Below are 25,244 nucleotides of genomic sequence, written 5' to 3' on the forward strand. Positions count from 1 at the left end.
GCGCGGTCAGAACTTGGCCAGCAGCGCATCCCACTTGGCGCGGGCGGCCTTCTCGTGGCGCTCCTTCACGTGGCCGTAGCCGCGGATGTCTTCCGGCACGCGGGCCAGCTCAACCGCATCGGCCAGCTTCTCGGTCGTCAGGCCGGCCAGCGCCTTGTCGACACCGGCGCGGTAGTCGGCGATCCAGCGGCGCTCCATCTTGCGCTCCGCGGTGTGGCCAAAGATGTCGAAAGCCGTGCCGCGCAGGCCCTTCATCTTGGCCAGCAGGCCGAAGGCGGGGCGAATCCATTGGCCGAACGGCTGCTTGACCAGCTCGCCCTTGTTGTTCTTCTTGGCCAGCAGCGGCGGCGCGAGGTGATGCACCAGCTTGTAGTTGCCCTCGAACATGCCGGCCACCTTCTCGGCAAAGCCCATGTCGGTGTGCAGGCGGGCGACCTCGTACTCGTCCTTGTAGGCCATCAGCTTGAACAGATAGCGCGCGACCGCTTCCGTCAGCTTGGTCGTGCCGCCCAGCTTGGCTTCGGCCGCGCGCACCTTGTCGACGAAGGCCTTGTACTCGGCCGCGTAGGCGGCGTTCTGGTAGCCGGTCAGGAAGTCGACGCGCTTGGTGACGATCTCCTCGACGCCCTGGCGCTTGACCATCTGGATGACCTGCTGGGCCGCATACAGCGCCTGCACGCTCTTCAGGTCCTGCGCGCAGCGACGCCCCCATTCGAAGGCGATCTTGTTGTTGTCGATCTGCACGCCGTTCAGTTCGATGGCGCGCATCAGCGCGTCGTAGCTGAGCGGGATGCGGCCCTGCTGCCAGGCGTAGCCCAGCATCAGCGGGTTGGTGTAGAGCGAATCGCCCACCAGCTTGACGGCCACTTCCTCGGCGTCGAAGGCGCCGAGGTGGTCGCGGCCCACGGCGTTGCCCACAGCGGCCTCGCAGGCGGCACCGGGGAAGCTCCAGTTGGCGTCATTCACGAGAGTCGCCGTCGGCGAGCCGTGCGTGTTCAGCGCCACATAGGTGCGGCCTTCGCGCATGACAGCCAGCGTGGCCTTGTTGGCGGCCACGATGGCATCGCAGGCGATGACGAGGTCGGCCTCGGCGGTGCCGACCTTGGTGCAGAAGATCGCTTCCGGGCTGTTGGCGATCTGGATGTGGCTCCAGGTCGCGCCGCCCTTTTGCGCCAGGCCCGCGGCGTCCTGCGTGATGACACCCTTGCCTTCGAGATGGGCTGCCATGCCCAGCAGCTGGCCGATGGTGATGACGCCGGTGCCGCCGACACCGCCGACGACGATGCCCCAGGCCTTCTCGGGGTTGGGCACGATGGGCATGGGCAGCGGTGCCAGCGCGGCGTCGAAGGGGCTCTTGCGCGCTTCCTTCTTGGGCTTCTTCAGCTCGCCGCCTTCCACCGTGACGAAGCTCGGGCAGAAGCCCTTCACGCAGGAGTAGTCCTTGTTGCAGGTGTTCTGGTTGATCTGGCGCTTGCGGCCGAAGTCGGTCTCCACCGGCTCGATGGACAGGCAGTTGGACTGCACCGAACAATCGCCGCAGCCTTCGCAGACCAGCTCGTTGATGACGACGCGCTTGGCCGGGTCGACCAGCTTGCCGCGCTTGCGGCGGCGACGCTTCTCGGTGGCGCAGGTCTGGTCGTAGATGATGACCGTGGTGCCTTCGAGCTCACGGAACTGGCGCTGGATCTCGTCCAGCTCGTCGCGGTGGTGCACGGTGACGCCCGGCGCCAAGGCCACGCCTTCGTACTTGAAAGGCTCGTCGGTGACGATGACCAGCTTCTTCACGCCTTCCGAGATCACGCTGTTCATGATCTGGATGACGGTGTGGCCCTCGGGCCGCTCGCCGACCTGCTGGCCACCGGTCATCGCAACCGCGTCGTTATAGAGGATCTTGTAGGTGATGTTGACGCCCGCAGCGATGCTCTGGCGGATGGCCAGGCTGCCGCTGTGGAAGTAGGTGCCGTCGCCCAGGTTGGAGAAGATGTGCTTCTCGTCGGTGAACGGCGCCTGGCCGACCCAGGGCACGCCCTCGCCGCCCATCTGCGTGAAGGTGGCCGTGTTGCGGCCGGGCATCCACGTGACCATGTAGTGGCAGCCGATGCCGCCGACGGCGCGCGAGCCGTCGGGCACGCGGGTGGAGGTGTTGTGCGGGCAGCCGGAGCAGAACCAGGGCGTGCGGTCGGCGCCGCCGGCGGTCTTCTCTTCGGCCTTCAGCGAGTTTTCCTTGGCATCGATGACGGCCAGGCGTGCATCCAGGCGGGCCGCGATGTCGCTGTCCACGCCGAGCTTCTTCAGGCGCTTGGCAATGGCGCGGGCAATGATGGCCGGCGTCAGGTCGGCCTGCGGGCGCAGCAGCCAGTGCTCGCTGGGGTTGGGCACGCTCCACTCGCCGCCCTCGCCGCCGTCACCGGCGTCGAACTTGCCGAGCACATTGGGGCGCACGTCGGCGCGCCAGTTGTAGAGCTCTTCCTTGACCTGGTATTCGATGATCTGGCGCTTCTCTTCGACGACCAGGATCTCCTGCAGGCCCTTGGCGAAGTCGCGCGTGATCTGCGCTTCCAGCGGCCACACGACGTTGACCTTGTGCAGGCGGATGCCGATGCGACGGCAGGTGTCGTCGTCCAGGCCCAGGTCGTGCAGCGCCTGGCGCGTGTCGTTGAAAGCCTTGCCGCTGGTGATGAGGCCGAAGCGGTCGTTCTGGCCCTCGATGACGTTGTAGTTCAGCTTGTTCGCGCGGATGTAGGCGAGGGCTGCATACCACTTGTAATTCATCATCCGCGACTCTTGCTCGAGCGGCGGATCGGGCCAGCGGATGTGCAGGCCACCGGCCGGCATCTGGAAGTCTTCCGGCAGGATGATGTTGACGCGGTCCGGGTCGACACTGACCGAGGCCGAGGATTCAACGATCTCCTGGATCGTCTTCATGCCTGCCCAAACGCCCGAGAAGCGGCTCATCGCAAAGGCGTGCAGGCCCATGTCGAGGATGTCCTGCACGCTGCTGGGGAAGAAGGTCGGGAAGCCGACAGCCTTGAAGACGTGGTCACTCTGGTGCGCCGCGGTGGAGCTCTTGGCGATGTGGTCGTCACCCGCGATGGCGATGACGCCGCCGTGCTTGCTCGTGCCGGCCATGTTGGCGTGCTTGAACACGTCGATGCAGCGGTCCACGCCCGGGCCCTTGCCGTACCAGAGGCCGAAGACGCCGTCGAACTTGGCCTTCTCGGGGAAGAGGTCAAGCTGCTGCGTGCCCCAGACGGCCGTCGCGCCGAGTTCCTCGTTGACGCCGGGCTGGAAGACGATGTTCTGCTTGGCCAGGTGCTTCTTGGCGGCCATCAGCGCCTGGTCATAAGTGCCCAGCGGCGAGCCGCGGTAGCCGCTGATGAAGCCCGCGGTGTTCAGGCCGGCCAGCGCGTCGCGCGTGCGCTGCAGCATCGGCAGGCGCACCAGGGCCTGCACGCCGCTCATGAAGGCACGGCCGGAATCGAGCGCGTATTTGTCGTCGAGGGAGACAGTCTGCAGCGCGCGCAGGATGTGTTCGGGCAGCGGGGCGTTCATCAGTGGGAGCTCCTGAATGGCGACCCGAGAGGCCAGCCCTTGTGAGGCAGGCGCGCGGGCCATGGGCCAGTATGGCCGGACCGATCAGTGTAGGGAAATGGGGGCGAGCAGTGCTTTCTCAATTGCGCTCGAAACCAGACACTCCGGCAATATTCTTGCTCAAGTCCGCCAAATTCTCTTCCAATTGCATCGCCACTTCGCCGATCAGGGCAAACCATGAGTTCTCAAGTCGTCGATTCCAGCGCCACTCCCGAAGCCCTCGACCGCCACCACATCGCCATCCTGGCCGAGTTGCAGGCCGATGCTCGCCTGTCCAACGCCGAACTGGCCCAGCGCATCGGCCTGTCGGCCGCGCCGACCTGGCGGCGCGTCAAGTGGCTGGAGGACCAGGGCTACATCACCGGCTACCGCGCCGAGATCGACCGCAGGAAGCTCGGCCTGGGCGTGCTGGCCTTTGTGCGCGTGGACGCCGAGCGCAGCGCGGGCGCCGCCACCAAGCCGCTGGAAGACGCCATCCGCCAGCTGCCCGAGGTCATCGCCTGCCACTACATCTCGGGCGCCGGCACCTTCGAGTTGCAGGTCATGGCGACCGACCTGGACGCCTTCTCGCGCTTTTCCATCGACACGCTGCTGAACTTGCCCAACGTGAAAGACATCCACACCAGCTTCTCGCTTGGTGAGGTCAAGGCCAGCGGCGTGTTGCCTCTCGGTCACTTGGGCGGCTAGTCTCGAGACCATGCGCATCGCCCTCGTCTCAGACATCCATGGCAATCTGCCCGCCCTTGAAGCTGTTGCCGCCGACATCCGCCGCCGCGGCGCCGACCAAGTGCTGTGCCTGGGCGACAACCTCTCCGGCCCGCTGCTGCCGCGCGAGACGGCGCAGTTCCTGATGGCCTCGGGCTGGCCCATCCTGGCCGGCAACCACGAACGCCAGATCCTCGAATGGCAGCCCGACGCCGGTGGCGCCTCCGACGGCTATGCGCTGTCCACGCTCGGCACGCCGGAGCTCGACTGGCTGCGCAGTCTGCAGCCGATGTGGCAATGGGCGCCCGACATCTTCCTGTGCCACGGCACGCCACGCGGTGACTGTGAGCACTTCCTCGAAACCCCGCGCGGCGGCGTGCTCGGCCTGGCCACGGCCGCCGAGATCGCCGAGCGCCTGGGCGATCAACGCAGCGCACTGATCGCCTGCGGCCACAGCCATCTGCCGCGCTTTCTGCGCAATGCCGCCGGCCAGGTCCTCGTCAACCCCGGCAGCGTCGGCCTGCAGGCCTATGTGGACGATGAGCCGGAGCGCTATGTCGTCGAGCGCGGCACGCCCGACGCGACCTACGCCATCGTCGAGAAGCTCGACGGCGCCTGGCACTGTGCCCAGCACGCGGTGCCCTATGACCACGGCGCTATGGCCACCTTGGCCGCGCGCAACGGCCGGCCCGACTGGGCGCAAGCGTTGCAGACCGGCTACGTGGGCTGAAGGCTCGAACAAGGACGCAGGCGGGCAAGGCCCGGCACCGCCGGCGCGGTAGGCTAGCGCCATGGCGATGTCGTACCTCCGTCGGCTCGGCGACCTGTGGCTGGGCAGCGAACCAGCCCAGCGCCTGCGGCTGCGCCAGACCTCGCTCGCGATGGCGCTGATGGGCATCAGCGCCGTGATGCTGTGTTACGCCATCAAGGTCAACGGCGGCGAGTTCGGGCCGGTGCTGTGGGGCTGGGCGGCCTATTCCCTGGGCGGCATGGCGCTGATCTATGCCGCCATCCGCAGCGGCTGGTCGCGGCGCTTCACCGACCCCTCGCTGACCAGCGTACAGATCGCCTTCGCGATCAGCTGCGCGGCCCTGGGCTATGCGCAGGCCGGGCTGCTGCGCGGTGGCGCCTTCCCGGTGCTGACGCTGATCCTGATGTTCGGCATGTTCCAGCTGCGCGCGCGCAGCGCCTATGTGCTGAGCTTCTTTGCACTCGCGCTGTTCGCCATGGTCATGGGCACCATGGCCTGGCTCCAGCCAGCGACCTACCCACCCGAAGTCGAGTTCGGCCACTTCGTCATGCTGGCCTGCATGCTGCCCGCCGTGGCCGTGCTGACGGCGCGGCTCAGCCGCATCCGTCGCCGCCTGTCCGAGCAGCGCGAGGAGCTGGCCCGGGCGCTGGCCCAGCTGCAGGCCATCGCCACGCGTGACGAGTTGACCGGCCTGCCCAACCGCCGCCAGATGCAGGCGCTGATGGACCAGGAGCTGTTGCGATCGCTTCGCCACCCCCACGACTTCTGCATCGCCCTCGTCGATCTGGACCACTTCAAGCGCGTCAATGATGAGCACGGCCATGCGGCCGGCGATGCCGTGCTGCGCGCCTTCGCCCAGGGCGGCCAGACCGCCATGCGCGGCACCGACGTGCTGGCGCGCTGGGGCGGCGAGGAGTTCCTCGTGCTGCTGCCCGACACCGCCATGCCGCCGGCCGTGGCCGGCATGGAGAGGTTGCGCCAACAGACCGCCGCCTTGCGCATCGACATTGGTGACGACAAGCAGGTGGCGATCACCGTCTCCATCGGCCTGACCGGGCACCGCCGCGGCGACACCCTGGCCCAGACCCTGGAGCGCGCCGACCGCCTGCTCTACAAGGCCAAGGCGGAAGGGCGCAACCGCACCTGCATCGACTAGCGATCGGAGTGCCGCAGATGCTCGCAGCGGCCCATGCGGGCGCCGTGCTTCACTTCGTCGACGAACTCGCTCGGGAAACCGACCTCGGTCGAGTTGCCATGCTTGCAGACGAAGGCCTTCTTCAGGTCGACATACCAGCTCATCGGGTAGCCCGGGATGCCGCCGACGATCTCGTTGCCGGCCGCGTTCATCGACGCCGGGCCGTCCAGGCCGTAGCGATAGGCCTCGGCCACGCCCTGGGTGCGGAAGAAGTCGCTGAGCTGGATCCAGCCGATGTCCTCCAGCCACAGCACGCCGCGCAGGCCGCTGAACCAGACACCGGCCGAGCCGATCATCATCTTGCCGTCGTCGCTGATGTCGGCCACCTGCACGGGGATGGCGCCGAACTGCTGCTGGATGGCTGCGGCGCCCTCGCTCTCGCAGGTCACGTCCAGGCCCAGCAGCGGCATGTCCACACACCACTGCATCTGCCTGAACTTCGTGAAGGCGCTGGCCTTGCTGCCCTTGTTGGCATTCCAGAACACGACGCCGTCGCGCTCCGTGTTCAGCGCCACGCGGCCAGCGTCGGGCGTCATCGCATAGCCGTCGATGGCACCGACGGCCTTGTAGAGGTCGATCGGCTTGCCCTCGTCAATCCAGGCATAGGCCTTCATGAAGTTGCTGTTGCCCAGCACCACGCGGCCGTCGGCCGAGACCGCATGCGCTCGGTGCCAGGGCTCGGCGCTCAGGTCCACGCCGTCCAGGCTCAGCGCGCGCATGCCGCGGCCCGCCGTCCAGATGAAGGGGATGACTTCGCCGCCGATGGTGGCGTCGCCGGACCAGCCACCTTCGCAGCTGCCATCGCCATTGCGGTCCACATAGGCCGTGCCGACGGCCGTGCGCCCGGTCGAATCGAGCGCCCAGCCGTAGCTGCTGCTGACGCCGATCTGGCTGCTGCCGCCGCAGCGGTCGCGGTTGAGGTTGCCCAGGTCGGTCAGGCCGCCGGTGCGGGTGTCCCAGATCGTGGCCGAGTTGGTCTTCACCGGCTGGCCTTCGCCATCGGTGCCGATGACGTTGCCGTTGAGGTCGGCCTGCACGATGAGCTTGCGGCCGTCGCGCGTGATGCTGGTGTTGACGCCCGCGACACCGTCCGGCGCCCATTCAACACCGCTGCGCGAGTCCCAGACGAAGGGCTTGTTGTCGATCCAGCCCGCCGCGCGCTCGCCGTCCTTGGACATGCTGCCCAGGAAGCCGTAGACGATGGGCGTGTACTGCACGCCGTCCTTGTAGCCATTGAAGTAGAAGTTGGCCGTCTTGGTGACACCCGCCTCGGCCGTGATCGCGCTGGCCGTGCAGGCGCGGTCGTTGGCCGCGTTGGACTGCTCGTTGCTGTTCCAGTACTCGGCCTCGGAGACCAGCGCGGTCGGCGTCGTCGGATAGCCGCCAGCGACGATCTCCTCCAGGTAGAGCACGTACTTCTGCCCGGGCTTCAGGTTGTTGATGCGAAAGCGCCCGTCGGGGCCGACCAGGCCCTGCGTCTTGTCGCCGCTCATCGCCGAGATCGCGTCGCCGAGCGGGTCGGCAACGTTGCGGGCGACGATATTGATGCCGCCATAGGGCGTGCGGCCATCCTTCAGGAACAGCGTGCCAGCCACCGAGCCGCGCGTCTTCAGGTAGGTTGCGCTCGGGTAGAGGTCGGAGATGCCCGCCATGTCGTCGCTGCGGTCCACCGTACTTTGCTCGTAACCGGCGTTGCGGCCGTTGGCATCGGGGAAAGTCGGGTCGATGAAGGGGAACATCGTCTCGATGTACTTCGGGTCGATCTTTTTCGCCGCCGGATCGTCGTCGCGCCAGGAATGCAGGGCCGGCACGCAGCCGGGCACGCCGGGGAAAGCCTCGTAGTAGTAGGGATGGCTGAAATAGGCCATGGTGCCGTTGACCTGCGAGTGCGACAGGTTGATGGCGTGGCCGAACTCGTGCGTGAACACGCCGGCGATGCGCTTGCCGTCGATGTCGGGCGGCGGCATCCAGGGCTGGTCTGGGTCCAACGGCTCATGCGGCACGACATAGCCGTTCATGACGGCCGTGGCCTTGACGATGGTCTCGGGGTAGCCGTCGCCGTCGCGGTCCTCGGCGATCTCGGCGAAGGCGATGCCCAGCACCTGGTCCTTGGGCACGCCGAAATACTCCTCGATGACCTGGCCGCGCTGGTCGTAGATGACGTAGATGCCGCCCTCCAGCGCCTGGCCATAGACGCGCTTGGCGGTCTCGCCGTCCTTCACGTCCACGCCGACGCCCGCGAGCTGGCTGAACTTCTTGAACTTGGCCGGGTCGGTGACGGCTTTCCAGGTCGAGGTCGGTACATCGCTCCACTGCTTCAGCGCAAAGGCGGTGATCCTGTCGGCCTGGGCGTTGCTGAGGAACTCCGTGCCGCTGTCGCGGTAGGTCAGCGGTCCGATGTCGGTGTAGACCTGGATGGGCTTGCTCGTGTCCCAACGCAGCGGCTGCGGGTTGCGTGGGTGCTCGGTCAGCAGCAGTGGGCCGGCGGCCTGGGCCAGGGAAGCCGCCGCGAACAGCGCGGCCAGCGGGAATTTGAGGAAGGCGTTCATCAGCGCATCACTCCCTTGGCGATCCAGTCTTCGCGCACCGCGCGCTTGACCAATTGGTTCAGCACGCCACCGTCGACGGCGCCGCTGTTGCGGGTCAGCATCTCGGCCTCGAGCGGGCTCAGCACCGCCGGGTCCACGCTCATGCCCTGGAACAGGCCGCGGTTGTCGAAGGCATTGGCCAGCTTCGGCCCGCTGCCGGTCAGCTTGCCCTGGGCCAGGCCCACCGGGCTGGTCAGGCCCGTGCGGACCGAGGGCTTGTTCATGAAGACGGTCACCTTCTCGCCGACCGTCCAGCCCGGCAGGCCCTCGATGCGTGTGGCCAGCAGGTATTTGCCATCGGCCATGCGGCGGTTCTTCAGCAGGCCGTACTGGCGGAAGCGGTAGCTGCTGTCCGTCGCCAGCTCACGCTTGACGCTGCCCTTGACCTTGAGCGTCACTTCCGTGAACGGCACGCCGCGGTCGATGCCGTCACTGACCTTGGCGACATCGCCACTGACGATGACGTCGGCGGCCGCGATCATCTGCTTGAGGTTCTGGTGCACCAGCTGGGTGGCGTGCGCGGCTGGCGCCAGCAAGGCGGCCAGGCCGCCCAGCAGGGCCAGGCGCCGCAGCGCGGAAAGGGGTTCTCGGTTCATGGCGAAAAGCGGTTGGGTTTGCGGGCGGACAGCGCTCCGCCAACCCAGGGCCCGCGCTCATGCCGCCGGCCCGGGCTCGTGGTCGTCTTGTCCGGGGTGAGGGCACTGTGCGGCCGCCTCCCGACCCCGCCCATCCCCCGCGGCGGGGGACCCGCGAGCGCGGGGAGGAAAAACCCGGTCAGCCCGCCACGCCGATGACTCCCAGCGCCCGCGCTCGCGTCACCGCGTGCTTGCGCGAGCCGGCCTCCAGCTTGGCGTAGATCTTCTTCAGATGCGACTTGACCGTCTCGTCGCTGACCGCCAGCGCCGTGGCGATTTCCTTGTTGGCGTAGCCGCGCGCCACCAGCACCAGCACCTCGCGCTCCTTGGGGCTGAGCAGGCGCTCGGCGGCCGTTGCGCCCGCGCCCTGCGGCACGGCGCCGCGGCGCAGCGCCGCCGGCGTCTGGCTGAGCCGCATGCGCTCGGTCTCGCCGTCCTTCAGCGCCAGGGCCTGGCGGGCATGGCCATAGGCCCGGCCCATGTCGCCGGCCGCGGCCCAGTCCTCGGCCAGGGCCACGTGCAGGGAGGCCGGCGCCTTCCAGCCGACGATCTTCAGCCCCTCGGCCAGCGTCGCCTCGCCGTGGTGCAGCGTCGCGTTTGGCAACACCAGGCCGGGCGGCGGCGCCAGGTGCGGGTGCCGGCGGTGGATCTCGGTCAGCGCCTCCTGCACGCCGACGACCAGCGCGTTGAAGCCATGGCGTGCGATCAGCTGCTCCGCTTCATCCAGCGCAGCCTGCGCCACGTCCACCTGGCCTGCCGCCGACAGCGCCCGCGCCAGGCCCAGCAGGTTGACCGTCAGGTTGTCCGTGGAGCGCACCGCGCGGTACATCGCGATCGCCTCGGTCATGGGGCCGACCGCCTCGACGCCGCGGCCCAGGGCCAGCAGCGTCTGGGCCAGTTCGGCACAGGCGTTGGCCTTGTTGATGCCAGGCGGCACGCCCGCCAGCGAGGCCAGCGCGTCGCCCAGCAGCACGAGCGCTTCATCGAGGCGGCCGATCTCCTTCAGCAGCGCGCCCAGCCGCGTCTCGCAGGCGCCGATCAAGGCCGGCCAACCGGCCGCGCGCGATTCCAGCGTCGCCTGGTCGTAGCAGGCAGCTGCGCGGTCAAACTCGCCCAGGCCCTGCAGGGCCGTACCGGCATTGATGGTGCAGACCAGGGCGTGCCGCAGCAGGCCCCAGTGGCGGGCCGCATCGGCCGCACGCAGGAAGAGCGCCGCTGCGCGCGCCGGGTCGCGGCGGGACAGCGGCAGTGCCAGCGCAGCGTCGGCAAAGGCAGCCGCAGCGGGCTCGGCCGCGGGTGCGTCCGCATCGGCTGGCGTCGCGAAGGACTGCTCGTAGGCCAGCCAGGCGCGGGCGATGGCCTGGCGGCGCGGGTCAGGCCCGCGTGCGTGGCAGGCCGCAGCACGGGCATAGGCGCCCAGCTCGCGCTCGCGCTGGCCGCGCGCCTTGGCGACGACGGCCTCGGCCAGCAAGGCATCACCCTCCAGCGTGGCCCCGCCGCCGCTGCGCCGAGCCTGCGCCAGCTGCGTTTCGGCCTCGTCGAGCCGCCCCTGCAGGGCGGCGATCTCGCAACGCGAGAGCGCCAGCCGGGCCTGCAATGAAGGCGTGAGACCCGCCATGGCCAGAACCTGCTCACACAGGGCCAGCGCGCGGCGGCTGTCGCGCTGGCGCAGCTGCCAGGCCAACTCGGCCAGCGCTGCCGCCTCGCCGCCCTGCGCGGCCGCTTCAAGGCCGGCCAGCGCCGTGGCGGGAACGAGGAAATCCATGGCAAAAATTGTAGAAGTGCCTCCGCCTAGACTGCCTCCATGTCATCCCCCTCCGCACAGACCCTGCCGCTGCGCCATTTCCTGCTCGCACTGGCGGTCGTGGCGATCTGGGGCAGCAATTTCGTCGTCATCAAATACGCCCTGCACACGCTGCCGCCGATGACGCTGGCCGTGCTGCGCTTCAGCTTCGCCCTGGTGCCGGCCTGCTTCTTCCTGCGCCGGCCGCAGGTGGGCTGGGGCAATCTGGCGGGCTACGGCATCCTCATCGGCGTGGGCCAGTTCGGCCTGCTGTATCTCGCCATGCGCAGCCAGATCTCGCCGGGGCTGGCCTCGCTGGTCGTGCAGACCCAGGTGTTCTTCACGCTGCTGCTGGCGGTGCGCATCCGCAAGGAGAAGGTGCTGGGCGCGCAATGGCTGGGGCTGGTGCTGGCAGCCAGCGGCATTGTTGTCATCGCCTCGCACACCGACGGCACCACCACGGCGGTGGGCATCGCCATGGTGCTGGCGGCCGCCTTCTCGTGGGCCTGCGCCAATTTGCTGACGCAGCGCGCCGGCCGCATCGACATGCTCGCCTACGTCGTCTGGAGCAGCGCCTTCGCGGTGCCGCCGCTGCTGCTGCTGGCGCTGCTGATCGACGGGCCGCAGCAGATGGCCGCGGGCCTGGCGGCGTCGGACCTCGGCACCTGGACGGCGGTGCTGTGGCAGTCGGTCGGCAACACGCTGTTCGGCTATGGTGTCTGGAGCTGGCTGCTGGCCCGCCATCCGGCCGGGCGCATCGTGCCCATGGCGCTGCTGGTACCGGTGTTCGGCATGGGTTCGGCCGCGGTGCTGCTGGGCGAGCCGCTGCCGGCCTGGAAGCTCATCGCCGCCGCCCTGGTGCTGGCCGGTCTGGCGATCAACCTGTTCGGACCGCGGCTTTTGGCGGCCAGGGCCAAGGCCGTTGAGGAATAAGCTGGGCGCATGAAGCGCCGCCTCCTGCTCCTGCTGGCCCTGGTTGCGCCCTGGGCCACCGCCGCCCCACCCGCCGTGCAGCTCATCGTCGAGCTGCGCTGGGTGGATTCCAACCTGCCGCCCGCCGCACAGGCCGCCGTGCGCGACGGTGCGGTCGTGGTCGGCACGGCGGGCTCGATCTCGCCGCGCGGCGCCGGAATCGTCACCTCGACCGCGGCGCCAGCGCCCCAGCAGATCCAGCGCCTGAACGTGCTGAACGGCCAACGCGGCATGCTGCGCCTGACGACCCGCGAGCCTCTGCAGTGGGTGGATGCCGTCGTCGAGCTCGACCCGACCACCCGCACGCCCCAACGCGTCTACGCCAGCCCGCGCAGCGCCGAGCGCCGCTCGGTGCAGAGCTTCACCGTGACGCCCACCTGGCCCGGCGGCAAGGCGCCGGTGCAGGTCGCGTTCGACATCGACCAGGACGACCACGCCTTCCAGTCGACGCTGCAGCTGGCGCTGGACCGCTGGCAGACCGTCGCACGCAGCGGCAGCGCGGCATCCCCCGCTCCCAAGGGCACCTTGAGCAGCGCGGATGCCGCCGGCCGGCCCGAGCGTGAACTGCAGCTGCGGGTGTCGCTTCAGCCTTGAGCCGAAGCCAGGGCGCCATTGATCTGCGGATAGGGCGCGGCGCCGTCGAACAGCTCAGTGCCAGCACCATGCTCAAGGAAGCCCGTCGCCGCACGCTGCGCGCGGCCCCAGGCCGCCTCGGCGATGGCGCTGCCGGCCGAGATGCGGCGCACACCCAGGCGCTGGAGTTCGTCAAGGCCCGGCAGCACCGGCCGCGCCATCACGTTCAACGGCAGGGGCTGGCCGCCCACCAGGGCCTCGATGTCGGCCACGGCCGTCACGCCAGGGGCAAACAGGCCATCGGCGCCCGCCGCTGCATAGTCGCGCGCCCGCAGCAGCACTTCCTCGACCGCCCGGCCGGGCGCCAGGTTCTTCAGCCAGACATCGCAACGCGCATTGATGAAGATATCGACACCGGCCCGCGCCGCGGCGGCCTTGATGGCCTCGATCTTGCGGCACAGCAGGGCGGGCGCTCCGGCACCGTCCTCGATGTTGATGCCGGCGGCGCCGGCTTCGGCGAACTTCAGGATGTTGTCGGCCACCACCGCCGGGTCGTCGCTGTAGCCGGCCTCGCTGTCAGCCGACAGCGGCACGCGGGCGACGCGGGCGATGCGGCGCAGTGCCGCGGCATGCTCGTCGACCGGCAGGTGGTTGCCATCCGGGTAGCCCAGGGCCCAGGCCAGGCCGGCGCTGGTCGTGGCCAGGGCCGGCACGCCCAAGGCCTGGACCAGGACGGCGCTGCCGGCGTCCCAGACGTTGGCGATCTTCAGGAGCCCGGGGCCCTGGTGGAGCTGGCGGAAGTTCATGGTGTCTTTTGCGGGGTTGGCGAGATAGATTGGCGATGCTGCCGAGCCCCGCTGCCAGACCATGGCAGCAGGCCGGCGGCGGGTACATCGAGTAACAGGTGCCGCCAGACCGGCAATGTGCCAAGTCTTGCGCGTTTATGGTCACGTCTTGCGTGTAACGTCAATCCTTTGCAGAACTCCCCGCCTTTCCGACCATGAAGCTTGCCTTGATCGCCCACGATGGCAAAAAGGACGCCATGATCTCCCTGGTCGCCGACTTCCTGCCGCTGCTGCGCCGCTGCCAGCTGATGGCCACCGGCACCACGGGCACCCGGCTGAACGCAGCCCATGGCCTGACCATCGAGCGCGTGCTCAGCGGCCCGATGGGCGGTGACCTGCAGATCGGCGCGCGGCTGGCGGTGGGCGACCTGGACGGCGTCATCTTCCTGCGCGACCCGATGACGCCCCAGCCGCACGAGCCCGACATCAACGCCCTGGTGCGCGCCTGCGACGTGCACGACGTGCCCTGCGCCACCAATGTGGCCACCGCGCGGCTGCTGCTGGCGCGCTGGAGCGCTGCATGACGCCTGAGATGCCGTCGGCCCCATGAGCAGCCTCGACAGGCCCCTGAGCCGGCTGTCGCGGCGGCTGCGCATACGCACCCGCTTGGGCCTGGCCTTCGGTCTGCTGCTGCTGCTGCTGATGGGCCTCGCCGCCCTGTCGGTTTATCGCCTCACGGGGTTGTCGGATGCACTCAACCGCATCGTCGACGACCAGGCCGTCATCCGCGACTCGGTCAACGAGATCAACCGCAATGCCGAGGCCGTCGCCCGCAAGCTGCTGGTGCTGATGAGCCCCGACGCCGAGCTGCGCGTGTCGGCCTACCCCGAGATCGCGTCGGCCAACAATCGGCTCGACGACGCCATGCAGCGGCTGGCCATGGTGCTGCCATTGGGGCCCCGCACCGATCGCCTGTCCGAGGTGCGCCTGCGCCTGGCCGACTACCGCGCCAGCTATGTCGACGTGCGCAACCTCATCGAGCGCGACGATTTCCAGGCCGCCCGCGCCCTGCTGGGCAGTGACACCGAATCGGCCCTGTCCCTCTTTGTCAGCGCCATCCACCAGCTCGCGGCCAGCGAGGAGCGTGCGGGCACGGCCCAGGCCCGTGAGCTGCGCGACCAGATCGACGTCGACCGCACCGGCGTGCTGGCCCTGTGCATCGGCGCCCTCGTCGCCGGGGCGCTGCTGGCGGTGGGCGTCACGCGCTCCATCGTCATCCCGCTCAAGCGCGCCGAGGACGGCGCCGAGCTGATCGCGCAGGGCCAGTACGGCCACCGCATCGAGGTGGACTCGGCCGACGAGCTCGGCCACATGGCCGCGGCGATGAACACCATGGCCGCAGCCGTCGGCGAGCGCGAGGCCGAGTTGCGCCGCCTGGCCGACATCGACCTGCTGACCGGCCTGCCCCAGCGCGCCCGCTTCATCGCCGACGGCGACCGGCTGCTGGCCAACCTGCCCGAGCGCGAGCAGCTGGCCGTGTTGATCTGCATCGACGTCGACCGGCTCAAGGCGGTCAACAGCGTGCTGGGCTTTGACGCGGGCGACGCGTTGCTGCGCGGTGCGGCAGCCAAGCTGGAGGGCCTGTTCGAAGGCGTCGCCGCCTACGGGCGCCTGGCCGGCGGCACCTTCGCGGCCCTCGCCCCCGTGGCACGGCTGGACCATGCCAACGCGCTGGCCGCCCAGTTGCGCGAAGAGGTCGAGCACAAGCTCAGCTGGCAGGGCCAGTCGCTGGACCTGTCGGTGTCGCTCGGCGTGGCCCATTGGCCGGAGCATGCCGCTGACACCGAGGCCCTGCTGCGCCGTGCCGAGCAGGCCATGTTCGAGGCCAAGCGCCTGCGCCAGGACGTTGCCGTCTTCAACCCCAGCGCCGAGGCCTCGCGCGCCCTGCACCTGAGCTTGCTGTCTGACCTGGCCACTGCCATCCAGCAGGACCAGCTGCGCCAGTTCCTGCAGCCCAAGCGCTGTCTGAAGACCGGCCGCATCACCGGCGCCGAGGCCCTGGTGCGCTGGCAGCATCCGCAGCGCGGCTGGCTGCCACCGGGCGACTTCGTGCCCTTTGCCGAGCGCAGCGGCCGCATCCGCCAGATCACCGACTGGATGCTGGCCCGCGCCGTGCGCACCCTGGCAGCCTGGGAGGCCGAGGGCCGCGAGCCCATGAGCATTGCCGTCAACATCTCGACGCTGGACATCCAGGACCAGACCCTGCCGGCCCGCCTGGCCGCCCTGCTGGCCGAATACCGCGTCGACCCCGGCCAGCTGCAGCTGGAGGTCACCGAGACCGGCCTGATGTCCAGCGGCACCGATCCCATCGCCGTGCTGAACGCGTTGAAGGCCTGGGGCGTGAGCCTGGCCATCGACGACTTCGGCACCGGCCAGTCGTCGCTGGCCTATTTGCAGCACCTGCCGGTGGACGAACTCAAGATCGACCGCAGCTTTGTGCAGGACGTGGACGGCGACCCACGCCGCCAGGCCCTGCTGAAATCCATCGTCGGCGTGGGCCAGGGCCTGGGCCTCAAGGTGACCGCCGAAGGGGTGGAAAACGCCGCCGAACTGGACTGCATCACGGCCTGCGGCTGTGATCTCATCCAGGGTTATCTGCTGGCCCGGCCGATGGATCTGCCGGACTTTGAAGCCTGGCTGGGCCGAACAGGCTAAAATCCGCGCCTTTCGTCGCTGTTTTGCGTTTCGCCCCTGCTGTGGGCTTTTGTTTACGGAGCCATCATGGGCAACAAGATCATCACCGAAGCGGCTCGCCGCGCCACCCCCCGTCCCGAAGCCCCCAAGGGCGTGACCTTCACCGCCGGCAAGGGCCAGCTGAGCAGCCTGGAGCGCGGTTCGCACACCCGCTCCAAGAAGAACCCGGGCAAGCGCCCGCATTCGGGTTGATTGACGGGCTGATCGCCTGACGATCTTCCCCACACACAGGCCCTGCGGGGCCTGTTTGTTTTTGTTGTCGGCTAAATCCTGACCACCATGATCCGCATCACCGAACTCCGCCTGCCGCTCAGCCATACCGAAGACGCGTTGCGACCCGCCGTGCTGGCGCGGCTCAAGCTCGCCGACACCGAGCTGGCCACCATCCAGGTGTTCCGCCGCGGCTATGACGCCCGCAAGCGCAGCGACATCCAGCTCGTCTACACGCTGGACTGCACGCTGAGCGAAGGCACCGACGAAGCCGCCGTGCTGGCGCGCTTTGCCGGCGACCACCAGATCCGGCCCACGCCCGACACCGGCTACCACTTCCTGGCCCAATTTGGAAAGGGTCGAGGCGAGTACACCGGCCCGCGGCCCGTCGTCGTCGGCTTCGGCCCCTGCGGCCTGTTCGCCGCGCTGATCCTGGCCCAGATGGGCCTGCGCCCCATCGTGCTGGAACGCGGCAAAGCCGTGCGCGAGCGGACGCAAGACACCTGGGGCCTGTGGCGCGAACAGAAGCTCCACCCCGAGAGCAATGTGCAGTTCGGCGAAGGCGGCGCCGGCACCTTCTCCGACGGCAAGCTCTACAGCCAGATCTCCGACCCGCGCCACCTGACGCGCAAGGTGCTGACCGAGTTCGTCAAGGCCGGCGCGCCCGACGAGATCCTGTTCGTCAGCAAGCCCCACATCGGCACCTTCCGCCTGGTCAGCATGATCATCAAGATGCGGGCCGACATCGAGGCGCTGGGCGGCGAGATCCGCTTCCAGCAGAAGATGACCGATCTGCTGATCGAGAACGGCGCGGTGCGTGGCGTGCAGCTCGAATCCGGCGAGCAGATTGCCACCACCCACGTCGTCATCGCGCTGGGCCACAGCGCCCGCGACACCTTCCAGATGCTGCATGCCCGCGGCGTGCAGATGGAAGCCAAGCCCTTTTCCATCGGCTACCGCATCGAGCACCCGCAGAGCCTGGTTGACGCGGCCCGCTTCGGTGTCCACGCCGGCAACGAGATCCTCGGCGCGGCCGACTACAAGCTCGTGCACCACGCCAAGAACGGCCGCTCGGTCTACAGCTTCTGCATGTGCCCCGGCGGCACCGTGGTGGCTGCCACCAGCGAGCCCGACCGCGTCGTCACCAACGGCATGAGTCAGTACTCGCGCAACGAGCGCAATGCCAATGCCGGCATCGTCGTGGGGCTCACGCCCGAGGACTACCGCCAGGACGGCAAGCGCGACGGCAGCCCCGTGAACCCGCTGGACGGCATGGCCTTCCAACGTATCTGGGAAAGCCGCGCCTATGAGCTGGGCGGCGGCGGCTACCTGGCGCCGGGCTCGCTGGTGGGGGACTTCGTCAAGCGGCAGGTGAGCAAGGCATTCGGTGACGTCGCGCCGAGCTACAAGCCGGGCGTCACGCTGACGGACCTGCAGCAAAAGGGCCGCGGCTCGCTGCCGTCGTATGCCCTGGAGGCGATCCGCGAGGCCTTGCCTGCGTTTGCGCGCCAGATCCGCGGCTTCGACCGGCCGGATGCGGTGCTGACGGGCGTGGAGACGCGCACCTCATCCCCGCTGCGCATCAACCGTGGGCGGGACTACCAAAGCGTCAATGTGCGCGGGCTGTTTCCGGCCGGCGAGGGGGCAGGGTATGCGGGCGGCATCATGAGCGCGGGCGTCGACGGCATCGAGGTGGCCGAGGCGCTGGCGGCGGCTCTGCTGGGCATGCCGGATGCGCCGGTGCTGCAGGGCAAGGGGGCGAAGGCGGGCGGGCAGGTCTAGGCGCCGCGCGCCTTTGCCCTGAAGCTTTTGACGAAGTCAGAAAGCGATCGATCGGCAAGGTCCTTGTACTCGCCAGCATCGAAGAATCGCCCATTGCACGACGGGCAGGCTTCGAACCAGATATGCGGCTGATCGTTGTCCACCATCCGTGTCAGCGGCGTGTTGGCGCACACGGGGCAGGAGATGCGATCCACCGTGTTGAACCTGGCCCCGCGTTCGGCGTCTCCGGTGTCAATCTGCTCGGCGAAGTCCAACTGTTTCTTGTCTTCGAGCCGATCGAACCAGAGCCCGCCGCAAGCGCTGCACTGATCGACCGCCCCCGCTTCGGTGCTGACGGAGACCATGGATGCTTGGCACTTGGGGCAGTTCATAGCGGCAGCGGGTTAGGAAGGTTGTTCACGCAACCAGTATGCCAGCCGAGACTTGTGCACCGCGCCACGCTTGAGCGGCATGGCAAGACGGCGTCGGAGTCAATCGTCAGGAAACCGCTCGCGCCACAGCGTCGCCAACCGAGGCTCTTCATCGACACGGCGGATGACCTGCGCCATCCGCGGCGCCGCCTCGTAGAACCGCTCCCGCCACGGCCCGAAGCGCGAGATGACGGCGACGTAGAGGTCGAGCACGGTCAACTCTTCACCCAGCAGCCAGCGCCCCGGCGTCAACTGGCGGTCCATGTTGGACCAACAGAAGGCGATGCGCTCGTGCACTGCGTCGACGACCGCATCGCGCGCGCTGTCGGGTGCGCCGATGCGCTTCACGTCCGGCTTGATCCAGTGCAGCGAATAGATGGCCGATGACACATACACCATCCAGCGCAGGAACTGCCGCCGCCGCGGGTCGTCGGCCGCGGGCGCCAACCGCGCCTCGGGATGCAGGTCGGCCAGATAGATCAGGATGGCCGCGCTCTCGGTCATGACTTCGCCGTCGGGCAGCACCAGCGTCGGGATCTGGCGCATCGGATTGGTCGGCGCAACGCGATCACGCGCGGCGGCCTCGGCCCAGGTGGCGCCTTCGATCAGTTGGTAAGGCAGGCCCAGCAGCGTCAGCGCGGCTTCGACAGCCACAGACCCCGAGGCAGCAGCCCCATAGAGGGTGAGCGGGGCAGCGGGAGAGTTCATGGTGCGGTCATCATCCCGATCAACTCCTTCGCAAACGCCAGCGCCTCCTCTGGCGTCTCGAAGTGCATCTCGTTGTTGAGCTCGTCCACGTCGCCCTCCGGCCCCTTGTGCACGACCGACCAGCCGCCCGCGCCGCCGTCGATGGCGAGCACGCCGAACTGGCCGGGGTCGAGATCCCGGGCGCTGCCGCCGGTGATGACGATGTCGCGGCCGAGGTGGGAGTGGTAGCGTCGCATCCCTTGATTCTCCCGGAGCAGACGATGAAGGCAGTGTGGAACGGCGTAACCATCGCCGAAAGCGACGATACGGTGGTCGTCGAAGGCAACCACTACTTTCCGGCCGAAGCGCTGAAGAAGGAATACACGACCTTCTCCAACCACCGCAGCGGCTGCCCCTGGAAGGGCCAGGCTCAGTACCTGAGCCTGTTCGTCAACGGCGAGATGAACCCGGATGCGGTCTGGTACTACGCCGACCCGCTGCCCGCCGCAGCCGAGATCAAGGGCCGCTACGCCTTCTGGAAGGGCGTCAAGGTTTCGGAGTAAATCCGTCGGGCCACAGCGCCCACAGCCGCAGCGCCTGCTTGGTGCGGCCGGCCTGCAGCGCGGCGTCTTCACCCCAGCCCCAGAACAGGTCGGCGCGCACGGCGCCCTGGATGGCACTGCCGGTGTCCTGGGCCAGCACGAGGCGACGCAGCGGTGTCGTCGACAGCGGCGCGGTGCTGTCCAGCCACAGCGGCGTGCCCAGCGCGATGTAGCTGCGGTCGATGGCGACGGAACGGCCCGGCGTCAGCGGCACGCCTTGGGCGCCGCGCGGGCCCTGGTTCACATCGGGCAGGGGCTCCTCGCGGAAGTAGACGACGCGCGGGTTGACGGCCAGGGCCTCGCGCACCTTGGCCGGGTTGCGGCGCGCCCAGTCGCTCAGGGTTCGTGGCGTCGCGTCGCCCACCTCGCCACGGTCCAGCAGCGCGCGCGCGACAGACTGGAAGGGCTGATCGTTGTGGCCCGCGTAGGCGACGCGGCTGACGCGGTCGGCACCAGCCGCATCGCGCACGACGAGACGGCCCGAGCCCTGGATCTGCACTTGCAGCAGCGCAAAAGGGTCGTCGACATAGGCCAGCTCCAGCGCCGTGAAGCGCGGATTGGCGTCGATGTCGCGGCGCGGCGTGCGACGCAGCGCGGCATCGGCGGGCAGCGCATGCAGCGCCCACTGGAAGGCACCCTGGCGCGTGCGGCTGGCCGCGAGCTGGGGCTCGAAATAGCCCGTCAGCAGCCCGGCGGCCTCACCGCCTTCGCCCTGCAGCCGCCAGGGGCGCAGATGCTTCATCAGGAACAGCGTGGCCTCCAGCGGGTCGGCGGGCACCTGCAGCGCGGCGCGGGCACAGAACTCGGCCCAGCCCGGCGCGGGGCGCTGGCAGCTGGCCAGCAGGGCCGGCCAGGCGGCCAGCAGGTCATCGCTCCCCCAACCAGGCAGATCCTTCCAGTCGGCGGCGACCCAGCGCTGCGGCGCGGGCCGCAGCGCGGCCGGCACGGCCGGCGCCGGCTCGGGCGGCTGCAGGGGTGGCGAGGAGCAGGCGGCAAGGCTTCCTAGAATGGCGGCCAGCCCCAACCGCGCGCACCAAACCATGCTGTTACTCGCCCTCGAAGCCCTCGGCGCGCTGCTGATCTTCGTCTTCATCATCTGGTGGACCATGTTCTCGGGCCGCAAGAAGGGCGAGCGGCGCGAGGACTAACTCCTCGCTATCAGGAAGCTCAGCGGCTGGCGCCGCAGCCGCGCACGGATGGCGGCATAGACGCGCTTGCGGTCCGCCAGGCGCACACCGCGCGAGCGCATCGCCACCTTGAAGGCGCAGAAGAAGCTGACGCCGACATTGAGCATGCCGATGCCGGCGATGCAAAGCACGCAGGACCAGAAGGCCCAGGTCGTCATGACGCCGACACCGAGCGCCCCCACGGCGGCGGCGAGCTGGCCGGTGGACAACGTCACGTGGCGCACCTCCAGGCCCAGGCCGACGAAGCCGAACAGCGCCGGCGCCAGGCCCAGCATCAGGCCCAGGCTGATATTGGCCGTCAGGCCGGAGATGTTGGCCCGCCACCAGTGCGACCAGCGCTGCGCGCGCGTCTGACCCAGCGTCGCGACGATGCGCGGGTTCCAGGCGATGGCGCTGTCCAGGCGGTGGAAGACGAACCAGTTCTCCACCCAGCCGGCGATCATGCTGGACGCGAACAGCAGCGTGCCGGTGAAGGCGGCAAACAGCAGCGAAGGGCCGAACAGGCTCAGCGAATGCAGCACGTATTCGGCATCCCGCACGCCCACCAGCGGCGCACCGAAGGCCAGCCAGCACAGGCCCTGCACCGCCAGCACCAGCGGCGCCACGACGGTGAGGTTGCCGATGATGCCGGCCACTTGTGAACGCACGAGATGGGTCACTTCGTCGACGAAACCGACGATGGCGTCGTCGCGGTCGATGTGCAACAGCTTGTCGGCCATGGCCGGGGCCGTCATCGCCGGCTGCTTGGTGGCCACCGTCCAGTGCAGCAGGTGGATGAGGACGAAGCACAGCGCGTAGTTCACACCGGCCCAGAAGCCGCCCCAGAAGGCCGTGAAGCCGAGCAGGGCGATGCCGAACTTCAGGAAGGTGGTGCCGGCCAAAACAGCGCCGCCACCGGCTGCGCGACGCAGCATGTCGCGGTATTCCTCGCGGCTGCGGGTGATGTAGTGCTCGCCCGTCTCGGCGCTGCGCTCGGCCACCTTGCGCGCCATCAGCGAGTAGTGGCGCGCGAACAGCGTGCGCAGGCTGCGCCGCTCGTGCACGACGCGCACCAGGCCCGACACCAGGCGCAGCAGCTCGCGCTGGGGTTCGTGGGACAGCAGGCAGGCCAGCAGCGCATCGATGCGGTCCAGCCGCGCGGTGAGCTGCTCGACGGAGAACATCAGATCCACCGACACGCCATGCACTTCCAGATGCTCGGGCACCGTCAGCGCAGCAGCGCGGCAGCGGTCCAGCAACGCGTGCAGGTATTGCATGGCCGACCCCAGTGCGGCCGCATCGTCATCGGCGCCGGCCAGCGCGCGCTCGACGGCCGCCCAGGCGGCGGGCAGCTGGTGGAAGGGCTTGTCCTGCACCAACTCCGCATCCATGCGCACCCGCAGCGGGCCGGCCAGGCCGGCGGCATGCACGCTGCTGACCAGCACGGTGATCGCGGCGTTGGCCTCGACGCGCCAGCCGTCGTCGGGCGTGGCGGCAAACAGCAGGCCCAATCGCGCCAGCAGCTCATCGTCGATGGCGGCGATCCAGTCCTCGTCGGCCTCGTCGGGGAAGAGCAGTTCGAACAGCGCCGCGAGGTCGCGCGTGTCGGTCGTGGCCGGCAACAGGCGGCGGCGCAGCCGGCCCAGGAATTCATGCCACAGCGCCATGCGCGGCGCGAAGCCCACTTCGGCGAACAGCGCCACCGCGTCGACGTCGTTCCAGACGCCGCCGATGACATTGGCAAACGCCCAGGCGTGCTCGGGGTGGCGCTCCAGCACATTGAGCAGGTGCTTCAGGCGCACGATGGGCAGCGGCGTGCCCGATGAGGCCTCTTCACGCGGCGCGTGCCGCAGCCATTCCAGCAGGCGCACCAGCCACAGATTGCGCTCGGCGAGCGCGGCCTGCGGGTCGGCCGCGTTCAGGAGAGCTGTGAGATCCCAGGTCAATGCAGAGAAGCGCTGTCGGCGAGCAGGAATTCGTCGACCTCGGTGTGGAAGATCTCGCAGCCCTCGGTCACGCACAGGAAACGCCCGCGCATCGTGCCCTGGGGGGTGCCGATCTGGGCCCAGGAGCTGTACTGGAAGCTCTGGCCTGGGGCGAGCACGGGCTGGTGGCCGACGACGGCCAGGCCGTCGACGACCTGCATCTGGCCACGCGCATCGGTGATCTCCCAATGCCGGCCGATGAGCTGGGACAGCACATCGCCGGTGTTCTCGATCGTGATCGTGTAGCTGAAGGCGTACAGGCTTTGCTCGAGATGGGTCTGCTCGGGCAGGGTCTGCACGGTGACGCTGCAACTGAAACGGGGGTTGGCCATCGGGTGATTGTCCGTCTCGGGGGCTATGCTCGCCGCATGTTCTTCGGGGTGTGTGATCCTAAGTGCTGCGCTGGCCCTGGTTGTTGACTGCGCTGTTGAGCCTGGCGGCGCCGGCCCAGGAGCTGACGCTGCGCACGGTCCAGCAGGCCAGCTCGACAGTGAAGTACGACCCCGATGGTGGCCCGCTCAAGCCCGGGCTCTGCCTGGAGATCCTGCACGCCGTCGAGCGGCAGGACCCGAGCCTGCACTTCAGCGGGCTGGACCAGCAGGTGCCGCTCAAGCGCGTCGAACGCCTGCTGGCCGAAGGCCTCATTGATGCTTTCTTCTGCCTGCTGAAGTCGCCCGAGCGCGAGAAACAATGGCGTTATGCGCCGGTGGCGCTGTATACCGTCCGCCACGTGGTCGTGCAGCGCGCCGACGACCCGCGCAACCCCGATTCGCTGGCCCAATTGGCCGCCTTGAGCCGCCGCAAGCCGGTGCTGGTCATGCGCGGCACGGCGCTGGCGCGCCGGCTGGTGGCGGCCAATGTGGCTGTCGCCGAGGTGAGCTCCGAGCGCGAGGCCCTGCAGATGCTGGTCATGGGGCGCGCCGACGCCATCTACGGCCAGGACATCAACCTGCAGCGCCATGTGGCGCAGAGCAAGCTGGGCGACAAGCTCAAGTTCGGCCGCACCGTCTTCCAGGAGGAGCCGCAGTTCCTCGCGCTGCGCGCCGACCTGCCGGCCGCCCATGAGGAACGCCTGACCCAGGCGCTGCGCAAGCTGGAGAAGGACGGCACGCTGCGCCAACTCGCCGAAAAGTACCGTTAGCCCCTCGCCCAGTCCCGCCCCGCTGAACGCGGGCGCGCCTGGTCGGTCTTGCAGACCGCGCCGCGGCAGTGCCGCAACTCTTCAGCAGGCACATGCCGCCCACTTGGCGCCATGTGTCCGGCCTCAGCCCCCGAGGGGACGGCGATGCTTGCGGCATTGAACCGCAAGCACATCGCCAGCGCGGGCCGGCTAGGGAGCGGCCCGGCGCTCGGCCCGCAAAATGCGAGTGTGCAGCTGACACGTCAGTGCTCGTGTGAGTCGACACTCGGCACTTCGCAAGGAGCAGCTTCCCGATGCCGACCCGCCCCCTCTACTTGCCGCCCGACGGCCGCCCGCGCTGCGCCTGGTGCGCCGCCGCGCCCGGCGACGAGACTTATCTGCGCTATCACGACGAGGAATGGGGCCGGCCGGTGGCCGACGACTTCCGCCTGTTCGAGAAGCTGTGCCTGGAAGGTTTCCAGAGCGGCCTGTCGTGGCGAACCATCCTGAACAAACGCGAAACCTTTCGCGCCGCCTTTTCGGGTTTCGACTACAACCAGGTCGCCAAGTTTGGCGAGAAGGACGTGAACCGCCTGCTAGCCGACGCCGGCATCGTGCGCCACCGCGGCAAGATCGAGGCGGCCATCCACAACGCCGGGCGCTGCGTGGAGCTGGTGGCTACCGAGGGCTCGCTGGCCGCCTATCTGTGGCGTTTCGAGCCGCCCAAGAACTCGGTGGCCCACAACCTGGCCACATCGGCGCCTTCCGAGGCCTTGTCCAAGGATCTGAAGAAGCGCGGCTGGAAATTCGTCGGACCGACGACCATGCATGCGCTGATCCAGGCCATGGGGCTGATCAACGACCACCAGCCCGGTTGCCACCACTGGGCCGAGGCGCAGAAGGCGCGCGACAGCTTCAAGCGGCCGGGCCGCTGAAGCCGTGCGAGCGGG

At 68.8% G+C, this 25,244-nt stretch carries 23 protein-coding genes; 12 read left to right on the plus strand and 11 right to left on the minus strand.

The window, feature by feature from the left end; translation table 11 throughout:
* Positions 1-6: 6 nt before the first annotated feature.
* Positions 7-3,552, minus strand: coding sequence for an indolepyruvate ferredoxin oxidoreductase family protein (locus tag ACXJKM_RS07010; RefSeq protein ID WP_457351222.1), 3,546 nt, complete (start codon positions 3,550-3,552; stop codon positions 7-9).
* A gap of 216 nt (positions 3,553-3,768) precedes the next feature.
* On the opposite strand from ACXJKM_RS07010, the gene ACXJKM_RS07015 reads away from it, so the two are divergent.
* The 3 genes from ACXJKM_RS07015 (at position 3,769) to ACXJKM_RS07025 (ending at position 6,203) form a co-directional block, all read left to right on the plus strand.
* Entirely contained in the window at positions 3,769-4,278 is a 510-nt protein-coding gene (locus ACXJKM_RS07015; RefSeq protein WP_056191761.1) for an Lrp/AsnC family transcriptional regulator, read from the plus strand.
* A 10-nt stretch (positions 4,279-4,288) separates the two neighbouring features.
* Positions 4,289-5,026 (plus strand): metallophosphoesterase family protein, encoded by a 738-nt coding sequence (locus ACXJKM_RS07020; protein WP_457351224.1) that lies wholly within the window; start codon positions 4,289-4,291, stop codon positions 5,024-5,026.
* A gap of 67 nt (positions 5,027-5,093) precedes the next feature.
* A complete protein-coding gene (locus ACXJKM_RS07025; protein ID WP_457351226.1) occupies positions 5,094-6,203 on the plus strand; it encodes a diguanylate cyclase in 1,110 nt (369 codons plus the stop codon).
* On the opposite strand, the gene ACXJKM_RS07030 is transcribed toward ACXJKM_RS07025, so the two are convergent.
* The 3 genes from ACXJKM_RS07030 to ACXJKM_RS07040 all read right to left on the minus strand — a co-directional run bounded on the left by ACXJKM_RS07030 (position 6,200) and on the right by ACXJKM_RS07040 (position 11,230).
* Positions 6,200-8,791 carry a hypothetical protein gene (locus tag ACXJKM_RS07030; protein WP_457351228.1) on the minus strand — a complete coding sequence of 864 codons (2,592 nt, stop codon included), beginning with the start codon at positions 8,789-8,791 and terminating at the stop codon, positions 6,200-6,202. The two genes, ACXJKM_RS07025 and ACXJKM_RS07030, sit on opposite strands and share 4 nt — an antisense overlap.
* Positions 8,791-9,426 carry a hypothetical protein gene (locus ACXJKM_RS07035; protein WP_457321080.1) on the minus strand — a complete coding sequence of 212 codons (636 nt, stop codon included), beginning with the start codon at positions 9,424-9,426 and terminating at the stop codon, positions 8,791-8,793. Before ACXJKM_RS07035 ends, ACXJKM_RS07030 begins: the two co-directional genes overlap by 1 nt.
* Positions 9,427-9,604: 178 nt before the next feature.
* Complete coding sequence (locus ACXJKM_RS07040) at positions 9,605-11,230, minus strand: LuxR C-terminal-related transcriptional regulator (protein ID WP_457351230.1); 1,626 nt, start codon at positions 11,228-11,230, stop codon at positions 9,605-9,607.
* A gap of 63 nt (positions 11,231-11,293) precedes the next feature.
* Between ACXJKM_RS07040 and ACXJKM_RS07045 the strand changes: the two genes are divergently transcribed.
* Both ACXJKM_RS07045 and ACXJKM_RS07050 read left to right on the plus strand, forming a co-directional pair.
* Entirely contained in the window at positions 11,294-12,181 is an 888-nt protein-coding gene (locus ACXJKM_RS07045; RefSeq protein ID WP_457321094.1) for an EamA family transporter, read from the plus strand.
* Positions 12,182-12,190: 9 nt separating this feature from the next.
* Complete coding sequence (locus ACXJKM_RS07050; RefSeq protein WP_457351232.1) at positions 12,191-12,814, plus strand: hypothetical protein; 624 nt, start codon at positions 12,191-12,193, stop codon at positions 12,812-12,814.
* Here ACXJKM_RS07050 and ACXJKM_RS07055 read toward each other — a convergent pair.
* Positions 12,805-13,599: an isocitrate lyase/PEP mutase family protein gene (locus tag ACXJKM_RS07055; RefSeq protein ID WP_457351233.1), complete on the minus strand. Its 795-nt coding sequence runs from the start codon at positions 13,597-13,599 to the stop codon at positions 12,805-12,807. The genes ACXJKM_RS07050 and ACXJKM_RS07055 overlap by 10 nt on opposite strands.
* Positions 13,600-13,793: 194 nt before the next feature.
* Here ACXJKM_RS07055 and ACXJKM_RS07060 point away from each other — a divergent pair, with 194 nt between their 5' ends.
* From ACXJKM_RS07060 to ACXJKM_RS07075, 4 genes are all read left to right on the plus strand, one after another.
* The gene (locus ACXJKM_RS07060) at positions 13,794-14,162 is read left to right on the plus strand and encodes a methylglyoxal synthase (protein ID WP_457351235.1); all 369 of its coding nucleotides are present in this window, start codon (positions 13,794-13,796) and stop codon (positions 14,160-14,162) included.
* A 22-nt stretch (positions 14,163-14,184) separates the two neighbouring features.
* Positions 14,185-16,293 carry a putative bifunctional diguanylate cyclase/phosphodiesterase gene (locus tag ACXJKM_RS07065; protein WP_457321090.1) on the plus strand — a complete coding sequence of 703 codons (2,109 nt, stop codon included), beginning with the start codon at positions 14,185-14,187 and terminating at the stop codon, positions 16,291-16,293.
* Positions 16,294-16,359: 66 nt separating this feature from the next.
* Positions 16,360-16,524: a hypothetical protein gene (locus ACXJKM_RS07070; RefSeq protein WP_200955205.1), complete on the plus strand. Its 165-nt coding sequence runs from the start codon at positions 16,360-16,362 to the stop codon at positions 16,522-16,524.
* Positions 16,525-16,611: 87 nt separating this feature from the next.
* Positions 16,612-18,324 carry an NAD(P)/FAD-dependent oxidoreductase gene (locus ACXJKM_RS07075; RefSeq protein WP_457351236.1) on the plus strand — a complete coding sequence of 571 codons (1,713 nt, stop codon included), beginning with the start codon at positions 16,612-16,614 and terminating at the stop codon, positions 18,322-18,324.
* On the opposite strand, the gene ACXJKM_RS07080 is transcribed toward ACXJKM_RS07075, so the two are convergent.
* From ACXJKM_RS07080 to ACXJKM_RS07090, 3 genes are all read right to left on the minus strand, one after another.
* The gene (locus ACXJKM_RS07080; RefSeq protein WP_457351238.1) at positions 18,321-18,695 is read right to left on the minus strand and encodes a zf-TFIIB domain-containing protein; all 375 of its coding nucleotides are present in this window, start codon (positions 18,693-18,695) and stop codon (positions 18,321-18,323) included. The genes ACXJKM_RS07075 and ACXJKM_RS07080 overlap by 4 nt on opposite strands.
* A 99-nt stretch (positions 18,696-18,794) precedes the next feature.
* A complete protein-coding gene (locus tag ACXJKM_RS07085; protein WP_457351240.1) occupies positions 18,795-19,442 on the minus strand; it encodes a glutathione S-transferase family protein in 648 nt (215 codons plus the stop codon).
* Complete coding sequence (locus ACXJKM_RS07090) at positions 19,439-19,678, minus strand: hypothetical protein (RefSeq protein ID WP_457351242.1); 240 nt, start codon at positions 19,676-19,678, stop codon at positions 19,439-19,441. The genes ACXJKM_RS07085 and ACXJKM_RS07090 overlap by 4 nt, the downstream gene beginning before the upstream one ends.
* A gap of 24 nt (positions 19,679-19,702) precedes the next feature.
* Between ACXJKM_RS07090 and ACXJKM_RS07095 the strand changes: the two genes are divergently transcribed.
* A complete protein-coding gene (locus ACXJKM_RS07095) occupies positions 19,703-19,984 on the plus strand; it encodes a DUF427 domain-containing protein (RefSeq protein WP_056191728.1) in 282 nt (93 codons plus the stop codon).
* On the opposite strand, the gene mltA is transcribed toward ACXJKM_RS07095, so the two are convergent.
* The 3 genes from mltA to apaG all read right to left on the minus strand — a co-directional run bounded on the left by mltA (position 19,968) and on the right by apaG (position 23,506).
* Positions 19,968-21,065, minus strand: coding sequence for a murein transglycosylase A (gene mltA / locus ACXJKM_RS07100; protein ID WP_457351244.1), 1,098 nt, complete (start codon positions 21,063-21,065; stop codon positions 19,968-19,970). The genes ACXJKM_RS07095 and mltA overlap by 17 nt on opposite strands.
* Positions 21,066-21,167: 102 nt before the next feature.
* Positions 21,168-23,135 carry a site-specific recombinase gene (locus tag ACXJKM_RS07105; RefSeq protein ID WP_457351246.1) on the minus strand — a complete coding sequence of 656 codons (1,968 nt, stop codon included), beginning with the start codon at positions 23,133-23,135 and terminating at the stop codon, positions 21,168-21,170.
* Complete coding sequence (gene apaG, locus ACXJKM_RS07110; RefSeq protein ID WP_056192606.1) at positions 23,132-23,506, minus strand: Co2+/Mg2+ efflux protein ApaG; 375 nt, start codon at positions 23,504-23,506, stop codon at positions 23,132-23,134. Before apaG ends, ACXJKM_RS07105 begins: the two co-directional genes overlap by 4 nt.
* An 83-nt stretch (positions 23,507-23,589) precedes the next feature.
* Between apaG and ACXJKM_RS07115 the strand changes: the two genes are divergently transcribed.
* Complete coding sequence (locus tag ACXJKM_RS07115) at positions 23,590-24,315, plus strand: substrate-binding periplasmic protein (RefSeq protein ID WP_457351248.1); 726 nt, start codon at positions 23,590-23,592, stop codon at positions 24,313-24,315.
* A 293-nt stretch (positions 24,316-24,608) separates the two neighbouring features.
* Complete coding sequence (locus tag ACXJKM_RS07120) at positions 24,609-25,229, plus strand: DNA-3-methyladenine glycosylase I (RefSeq protein WP_457351250.1); 621 nt, start codon at positions 24,609-24,611, stop codon at positions 25,227-25,229.
* Positions 25,230-25,244 lie beyond the last annotated feature (15 nt).

This window comes from Roseateles sp. P5_D6 (assembly GCF_054049415.1).